General features: G+C 66.3%; 7 protein-coding genes and 2 pseudogenes. 5 read left to right on the forward strand and 4 right to left on the reverse strand.

All coding sequences use genetic code 11. The features are described from left to right. The 3 genes and pseudogenes from V6U86_RS33185 to V6U86_RS33195 all read left to right on the forward strand — a co-directional run. Positions 1–190: pseudogene (locus tag V6U86_RS33185) on the forward strand (site-specific integrase); the annotation flags it as partial. Positions 191–235: 45 nt separating this feature from the next. Continuing rightward, a pseudogene (locus V6U86_RS33190) lies at positions 236–1,403 on the forward strand (IS3 family transposase). Continuing rightward, positions 1,400–2,716, forward strand: coding sequence for a hypothetical protein (locus tag V6U86_RS33195; protein WP_334510492.1), 1,317 nt, complete (start codon positions 1,400–1,402; stop codon positions 2,714–2,716). The pseudogene V6U86_RS33190 and the gene V6U86_RS33195 overlap by 4 nt, the downstream one beginning before the upstream one ends. 204 nt (positions 2,717–2,920) lie before the next feature. On the opposite strand, the gene V6U86_RS33200 is transcribed toward V6U86_RS33195, so the two are convergent. Next, a complete protein-coding gene (locus V6U86_RS33200; RefSeq protein WP_334510494.1) occupies positions 2,921–3,505 on the reverse strand; it encodes a GIY-YIG nuclease family protein in 585 nt (194 codons plus the stop codon). Between the two features lie 153 nt (positions 3,506–3,658). On the opposite strand from V6U86_RS33200, the gene V6U86_RS33205 reads away from it, so the two are divergent. Continuing rightward, complete coding sequence (locus V6U86_RS33205) at positions 3,659–4,678, forward strand: hypothetical protein (protein WP_334510496.1); 1,020 nt, start codon at positions 3,659–3,661, stop codon at positions 4,676–4,678. A 223-nt stretch (positions 4,679–4,901) separates the two neighbouring features. On the opposite strand, the gene V6U86_RS33210 is transcribed toward V6U86_RS33205, so the two are convergent. From V6U86_RS33210 to V6U86_RS33220, 3 genes are all read right to left on the reverse strand, one after another. Next, positions 4,902–5,369 carry a hypothetical protein gene (locus V6U86_RS33210; protein ID WP_334510498.1) on the reverse strand — a complete coding sequence of 156 codons (468 nt, stop codon included), beginning with the start codon at positions 5,367–5,369 and terminating at the stop codon, positions 4,902–4,904. A gap of 285 nt (positions 5,370–5,654) precedes the next feature. After that, positions 5,655–6,632, reverse strand: coding sequence for a hypothetical protein (locus V6U86_RS33215; RefSeq protein ID WP_334510500.1), 978 nt, complete (start codon positions 6,630–6,632; stop codon positions 5,655–5,657). Positions 6,633–7,162: 530 nt separating this feature from the next. Then, positions 7,163–8,071, reverse strand: a complete 909-nt coding sequence (locus V6U86_RS33220; protein WP_334510503.1) for a hypothetical protein — start codon at positions 8,069–8,071, stop codon at positions 7,163–7,165. 78 nt (positions 8,072–8,149) lie between these two features. Between V6U86_RS33220 and V6U86_RS33225 the strand changes: the two genes are divergently transcribed. Next, the coding region (locus V6U86_RS33225; protein WP_334510505.1) for a helix-turn-helix domain-containing protein at positions 8,150–8,410 on the forward strand (261 nt) is incomplete at its 3' end.

Consider the following 8,410-nt stretch of genomic DNA (forward strand, 5'->3'; position numbering starts at 1 on the left):
TCGCGGCGTCTTGCTGCTGCACTGGCAGCGCACCACGACCAGCAACGGCGTGGTCGAGAAGTCACCCAAGGGAAAGAGCAAACGGGCGGTAGCGCTTGGGCCAGCCCTGGTAGCAGAGCTGGACGCTCACCGGACACGCCAGGACGTGGAGAAGGTCGATGCCGGAGGGGTCTGCTGCACCGATAGGTGACATCTGAGATGGCTTGCCCTGACGGTGAGCTGGAAGGATGTTGCTGTGCCCAAGCCCTACCCCCGTGAGTTCCGCGATGATGTCGTGCGGGTGGCCCGTGATCGTGATCCGGGCGTGACGGTCGAGCAGATCGCGAAGGATTTCGGTGTCCACCCGATGACGTTGTTCAAGTGGCTGCGTCAGGCCGACGTCGAGGTCGGCGCCAAGCCGGGCGTGACCCGTGGCGAGTCGGCCGAGCTGCGCGAGGCCCGTAAGAGGATCAAGCTCCTCGAACAGGAGAACGAGGTCCTGCGTCGGGCCGCGGCGTACTTGTCGCAGGCGAATCTGCCGGGAAAAGGCTCTACCCGCTCGTGAGCGAGCTGGCCGCCGACGGGATCCCCGTGGCGGTGACGTGCCGGGTATTGAACATCGCTCGTCAGCCTTACTACCGGTGGCGTGCCCGCCCGGTCACCGACGCCGAACTGGCGCAGGCGTACCGGGCGGACGCGTTGTTCGACGCCCATCGTGATGACCCGGAGTTCGGCTACCGGTTCCTGGCCGATGAGGCCCGCGCTGCCGGCCAACCGATGGTCGAGCGCACGCCTGGAAGATCTGCTCCGGTATGGGCTGGTTCAGCGCGTTCAGCAAGCGCAAGCGTCGGGGCAAGGGCGGCAAGCCAGGCCCACCAGTGCACGACGACCTGGTCCAGCGGGACTTCACCGCCGACGGCCCGAATCGGTTGTGGCTGGCCGACATCACCGAGCACCGCACCGGTGAGGGCAAGCTGTATCTGTGCGCGATCAAGGACGTGTGGTCCAACCGGATCGTCGGCTACTCCATCGACTCACGGATGAAGTCGAGGCTGGCCGTCAACGCCCTGCACAACGCCGTAGCCCGCCGTGGTGACGTGGCCGGCTGCGTCCTGCACACCGACCGCGGGTCGCAATTTCGCAGCCGGAAATTCGTCCGAGCCCTCCACCAACACCACATGACCGGGTCGATGGGCCGCGTCGGCGCCGCCGGCGACAACGCCGCCATGGAGTCGTTCTTCGGCCTGCTGCAGAACAACGTCCTCGACCGCCGAACCTGGACGACCCGGCAGCAGCTGAGGACCGCGATCGTGACCTGGATCGAACGGACCTACCACCGCCGTCGACGCCAACGACCGCTGTCCCGGTTGACCCCTATCGAGTACGAGACCATCATGACCCCACCGGCCAGTCAAGCCGCGTGACTGAAACTGTCACCTATCGGTGCAGCAGACCCGACATCAATGCCGCCGTGATTGCCAGGTCAGCCATCTACACACAGTTGGCACGAGCGTCGGCCCTGCTGGTTGGCGGCCGCCCGGCAGCGGAGGTGCCAGATCGGGTCCGCGCCACCGCCATTCTGGCTAGACGTGGGCAGAGTTTGACCCAGCTGTACGTCGGGCTTCAGGCTGCTGCGGTTGTCGATCGGAGTTACCCGCCCTCTCCGGCCGTCGTGGTCGCCGGGCCGGCGCGTTCACTGCGTCGGGCTGCAGACGCGATCGCCGTGATCGGGGACATCCTCGCCAGTCACGTTCCGCCTGGACAGACACCTCGAACCCCGGAGGGTCTCGCGATTCGAGCTGGCGGTGGCGTCCAATCCGGCCTTGCCGACATCGCCAGGCTTACTTCGGCCGCAATCATGATCGACATTGCGCTGCCGGGATGGCTCGACCAGAGGCGGAGCCATCTCACCGAGATCTACCGGCCGGCCGCGGAAGCCGCGAGGTGGACTGCCAGCAGCCGCTTGAGCGCCGTCACCCGGGAGCTGATCGCCCTGGGCCGCGGGCAACCGCAGCTACACGGACTCGACATTGCCCGGTCTCCGCTGAATCCCGCACCGGCCGTCAGGACCGCGGACGATGCGGTCGCAGCCGTCAGCGCAGCGCGTACCTGGATGTGGCAGAACGCAGGCGAATTGACGAGCACACACCTCCAGCTCGGTACTCAACTGGGCCTGGCGGTGCATGTTCTCTCCAGCGCCGGCGACCCGGAAATGATCGGCGGCTGGCGGCAAGCAGCCATTGCGGCTGCTGAACTCCGTGCCACCCCTCTGGTCGGCCCAGCCCGCGACACTGCTGCCGAACTGACAGAGGTCGTACGCTGGCTGCGATCCCTCGACACGGTCGACCGTGGCGAGCCGAGTGACCGGCGCCTCCCGCAGATCGCACGCCTCAACGCGGAGCTTCCGTTCATGGCGGCCACGCTTCACAAAGGGCTTTCGGCCGCCCTGCAGCGCCGTGACCTGTTCGTCAAGGACGAGGGAGTGCTGCAGCGGCCCGCCGGCTCCCTTGTCTTCCGCGCCGCGGAGCGCTGGCGTCCCGCCGTGAGAGGCGACGACGTCGTGCAGGATCTCGCCCGTGCGCTGGTACAGCGGCAGGACGCCGATTCTGATCATGCCCAAGCAGGTCATTCGGCTAGGGCGTTTCCCAACCCGCCACGACCGAGGCGCTCGATGCCGGAGCCGTCCTGGTTGCCGGCAGATCCGTCCTCGGGGCGGGATGTCCGCCGGTCTCGGTGAAGTCAGACTGACGGCGGACCGCGGCCTTCCAGGCAGGCTCGGCTGCCGACGTGTAGCTCGCTGGCCGGCCCACCACGTCCACGATCACGAGCGTCTCGAACCTCATGAGAGACCATGATGGCCACCGCAGCCCTTGCAACTAAAGGCTCCCACCCTCGTCGCGGCGTAAGCGCTAACCGCACCTTTGCGGATGTCGGCAAGCAGTTACGGCGTTCGCGGAGGCTCGGGCGGGCGGCTACTGGCGTTGTAGGAGCTCTTGGCGGCGACCACGGCGGCCTGGAGGTGCTCGGCGTCTACACCGTGAAGGTTGAGCGGCGGGTGCAGGCGCCGGACAAGTTCGGGCTCGATGGTCGTCGGCTCCGCGTCTTCGGCCCAGGTCAAGCGCAGGTGCGTGTGCATCCACGTGGTCAGCCGCGCCTCATCCTCGGGGATCAGGACGACACGGTCGGTCCAGGTCGTGCGGTAGCCCTCGGCCGCCAGAAGCCCGGCCAGGGTACGGCGCAGCGTCGAGCTGCCCGAACGCCTCAGATGGTTGCGAAGGACCCGTTCCCGCAGGTTGGTCGCCCGTCCGAGGTACAGCATCCGTAACGACGGGACGCTGTCATTCGACAGCCCGGGAAGGTCGGGAAAGACGGAGGGCGCAGCCCACCAGGCGTAAACACCGCTGCCACGACTGAGCCGCTTCACGGCGGCATCGAGTTCGACCGGCACGCCGGAGAGTAGTCGCAGGGCCTCGTCGATCCGGGCCTCGTCGGTGGGTACGTCCTCGGGCCGTTCGGGAATCGTCATTGAGAGCATCGTAGGTCCCGGGCGGACCGTGGCCCGGCCCGGAAGGATCCGCCTGCCTCATGCAACGGCACGTACAACAGCCCGGCAGCGACACTGCCTAGCTCGCACCTCGCGGCAATAGGGGACGTGCGCCGTCCCGTCTGGAGTCAGCGTGTGCACGAGACCCGGCCGGAACAGGTGCGGGATGATGTCGGCGTGGTCCGCTTGTTTGAGCCGATAATCCGCGAGGTCGGATCACCGCTGACCGAGGAGATGCTGCGTCCGCTGGATCCACGGTGCGAAGTGGTGCAGTTCGGTCATCCCCTGTCGGATGCTGACTTCCAGACCCTGGCCGATTGGCTGCGTGATTACCCCGCGGTCACCTTGCGGGCGTTCGCTGACGGCACCGGGGCGGACTTGGACTTCCTTCGCTTCTTCCCCACGCTCCGCGCGTTCCACGCCGACTTCAGCTACCGAACCCTGGTCAGCTTGGATGGCCTGAACCACCTACCCGCCGACCTGACGTACCTCGGGCTGGGTCAGACCAAGAAACGTCTGTCGCTGGCTCCGCTGGCCCGCTTCACCGAACTGCAGCGCCTCTACCTCGAGGGGCAGAGCAAGGACATCGAAGTCATCGGCCACCTGCGCACCATCACCAGCCTGACCCTACGCTCGATCACCCTGCCCAACCTGTCGCTGCTGGTGCCGTTGACCCGGCTGCGGGCGCTGGACCTCAAGCTCGGCGGAACACGCGACCTTGCGTTGCTGCCCGAAGTGGGGGCCTTGCAGTACCTGGAGCTGTGGATGGTTCGCGGCCTGCATGACCTCACCCCCATCGCGGACATCCCGACGTTGGAGTACCTGTTCCTCCAGGCGCTCAAGCAGGTCGCCGCCCTGCCGTCGTTCGGCAACTGCACGCACCTGACGCGGGTGCACCTGGAAACCATGAACGGCCTGAGCGACCTGACCCCGCTGCTGACCGCACCCGCCCTGACTCAACTGACCATCGCCGACATGCCGCAGCTGCAGCCGGCCGACGTCGCCGTGCTGGCAGCACATCCCACCCTCCAACAGCTCAGCGCCGGACTGGGCAGCCGCCGTAAGAACGACGAAGTCGCCCGCCTGCTACCCCTGCCCCCGGTCCACGGCATCGAACGGCACCCCGCCCTCGCCGCACGCACCCAACTCCCTTGATCGAGTTAGTTCGCCGCCCTAAAGCACGTGGGGGCGGGCGCCGACATGCACTTCGTCGAAGATGAGGACTGCTTCTGGCGCATGCACTGCTGGGCAGAGATGCGCGGTGGCGGATAGCGGGGCCAGATCATCAACCCTCGAGCTTCCGCCTGGGCTCGCTCGGGGGCCAGCGTACGGTCACCGCAAGCGCGCGACCTGCGGCAGATCAGTGCGCCAGTCTTCACTAGTAGTGCGCGAGGATCTGCGCGACCGGGTGACCCAGAAGGTCAGCCACGCGGGCCAGTTCGTTGGTGTCAAGTTCGTATCTCGCCCTAGTCGCGTTCAAGACGCTCACCTCGAAGCGAGCAAAGCCAACCGGTTCCTCGTAGTGCAAGGTGTTCAGCTCCACGACGGCACCGCAGCAGGGCACTGTCACGTCCAGATGGTCGAGACTCGTGCCGTTCTCGCGGATCAGGTCGCCGAGCCAATCCATGCTGATGTCTCCGGCGCAGCGTGGGCATGTGATCCGCTCCGTGTACATGCCTGCGTCTATCAAGGTCACTCGGTCGTGGAAGGTCTGTTTCACCTCGTCGACAGCGTCGCCGGGCCCGGAGAACAGGCTTGCCACATAGGCAACGGCGGCGGCAGCAGCTTCGGGCTCAGGCTGCAAGCGCGGATCGGTGGGAATCAAGCGGATGTAATCATCGCTCACCGCGCTCAGTCTGCCCTGTGCCGTTCTGCGCGTCCGATAGGGCATCCGGCCTAACACACTCATCGATACGTCCGGACGTCGTTCATCCGGTCTAGCAGCATTGAGGGCTACCGAGTGTGACGGATGCTCCGGCCTTCGCGCACATTGTCTGCGGCATGTGAGTTGACCCAACCGCGCAGGACGCTCGATGCGCCGTCACGCTTTCGAGTTATGCAGCGAGGCCGGACGAACGTGCGGCGGCAGCGCGTACGAACTTGAGGGATAGTCAACGCCTGTGAAGTCGGATCAGTCCTCGCGGGCGATGTCGATGCGCAGGGCGACTGGTAAGCCATCGACATCCACGTCCAAATGGACAGGAAAGAAGCCGTCACCGACTGAGGTCATCGCCATCAGGACGCCCGCTCCGCCGACCTGGATCACGCCGGCCTCGTGTTCAGAGGCCCTAACCAGACCCATCACCTGCCAATGATGCGAGTGCGGGCGGAAATCGAAGGCGAATTTCGGTCCGTCGGGTTCGTTTCTCCGTGTCTCGATGGCCAGCCCTCGCTGGTATGCCTCCGTGATGGGCAGGTCCACCCACCCGTATTCAACGTCGGCAGTGTCACCGAGCCGGGGCGCGCCGAACTCGGCAGCGACCTGTTCCTGGTCGCGACCCCAGAGGACCAGGTCGGCCAGCCCGTCCAGCGACCTGACATGCTCCCACGAGCTCAGCGCGTCAGCGTCGGCGAAGACGAACCGCGCTTGGTCGACCCCCAGCTCCCCGAAGACCCACGAATCGGCCACCGGCGCGTCACTGAACTCGATCCGCATGGACTGCCAGCCGTACTCGCCGGGGACGGCGGTGACACGCAGCGGGCGATCAGCTGGTACCTCGATCGGCAGCACCGGAACGCCCATGACGATGAATCCGGGTTCCCGGGCCGCGACCGCGTGCCGGACGCGTTCCCGGTGCGGGACCTGCTGCTCGAACGCGCGCAGGCTTGCGCCGTGCCCATGCTCGCGGCAGTGTTCGTCGAACGTGGCGGTGAACTCGACGACGGCGTCGGCGGGGATGTCGTACAGCCGGGTTCCGGTCTGCCGGTCAAAGGAGTCCGCCGCGGCGTCGGCGTCCGGCCCCACGATCGCGAAGTCGGTTGCCGGGCGCTCCTCGTCGTCCGGCACCCGGTCGCCGGACCACAGTTCGAGGTATCCGCCGTCCATAATCACCAACTGCCCGGATGGACACGTCACCTCACCGAGCATCACTTCGAACGCCATGATCATGGAGTGTAGGGTCGGCAACGTCGTTCAGGTACGCGAGGCGACAGCCTCTGCTGCTGAGCGCCATTGCGGTTCTGGACCTGCACAGAACATGCTGGCCGATCAGCCGCAGTGTCCAGCGAAAGTTCGTCACACAATTGCTCCCCGGAATTTGCGGATTCCTGGTACCGCCTCTCGGAGTCTACGACTCACTCTCTTCGGCAATTGGGTGAAGACCATCGACGTCATCTCCATCGACGCGGAGAAGTAGACCGCCTCCGCCGTGCAGTCTTGGACCGCCCGCGTCTAAGCCTGAACCGCAACGGCGCGACGATGATGTCCACCAGACCCGGCAGGCGCGGCCCAGGAGCGCCCCTGCCGGCCAGCCGGCCATGTCGCGAGGCAACTGATCCTTATGCAGCCCCGCCGTCAAGCCGAGCCGCCGTTGCTCATGCCGCTTGCCGACACAGGCGTAGGTCGCCAGCCGAGCCCATTTGGCGGCGGTGCTGGTCACTCGGTGGCTACTGCTGGCTTTCCGTCTCAGCTGTCGCGTTCTAGCCCGGTAGGTGGAGTTCGGCGGCAACGGTGTCGAGGTGATCGACTACCGCTCGGATCATCTCGGCCACCTGGTGGCGATCTACCTGGCGGACGTCGAGCCTGAACTGGGTTGCGAGGCGAACTTGCTTATCGTGGTAGAAGACCGGTGCGCCGTCACGGAAGCCCGCGAGGCCGCCATGCTTGTTGGCGCTCAACGCGTCGGGATTCTTCACGACTCGCTGGACCGTGGCGAGAGTCATCGCGTCGTGTAACCCGACCGCGAGGCGGCGGGCCGTCGCCTGCGCCTGTGCAGTCGGATCGCTGAAGCTGACCTCGACGAAGGGGCGGAACAGCCACGGGCGCTTGGGACGGTCACGGCCCTCGCACCGCAGGTCCACGCCAAGCCAGGCTTCGCTGTCCCCGGGAAGCCGACGGTATGCCAGCAGCATCGGGTTGCCCGCTTTGGTGCGCAGAGCTTCCGCGTCATCCCCGAGTGCAGCGGCAATACGCCGAGTAACTAGGTCGGGGACGTACCAGCCGGTGGCCGAGCCGATCACATCGTCAGCCTGGCGATCCCATTGCCGCAGCAGAGTGGTCACTTCGCCAGCGAGCCAGGCAGCATGCGGATGCGCGCTGTTTTGCCACGTCGCGAACAAGTCGATCAGGCTGAGCAGTTGCCACGGCGTGGGTGGCGCACCCGTCGTGCCGCCGTCGAGGGTGCAGTACATCAGGCGGGGAACGTCGGTCAGGCTCGCGGCCCACGCGGCATACCGCTCGAGCTGATCCCCGTGCTCACCCGAAGCACCCTTCAATTCCAATACCGCGACCGGGTCAGTAGCACCTGACCGGTAAACCAGCAGATCGAGGCGGCTACGCCGGCCGCCGGCTCTCGCCTCCCGCCGCGCGGCGTACTCCCCTTCGGGCAAACCCAAGACCCCGACGAGCGGAAGCGGATCGAGTTCGACTAAGGGACGTCTCGTAACCCCGGTGTCTGTCTGCTAAGGATGATCACCGAGGATGCCTGGGTGCAGGTGATCACCGCAGCCCGCCCGGAGTGGATCTTCCCGTTCACCGGGCTGCAGCCAACCCAGTTCCGCAAGCTGGTCCGCTTGGTTGCTGAGCGAGGTGGTGACGCGATCGCTGACGGTCGGCCGGGTCGGCAGTGGGCTCTGGACCTGCCGGATCGGGTGCTGCTGGTGGCGGCGTACTGGCGCACGAACCTGACCATGCGCCAGATCGGCCCGCTGTTCGGGGTGTCGCACTCC

It is taken from the genome of Micromonospora sp. CPCC 205558 (assembly GCF_036902955.1).
In the GTDB taxonomy this organism is placed as follows: domain Bacteria; phylum Actinomycetota; class Actinomycetes; order Mycobacteriales; family Micromonosporaceae; genus Micromonospora.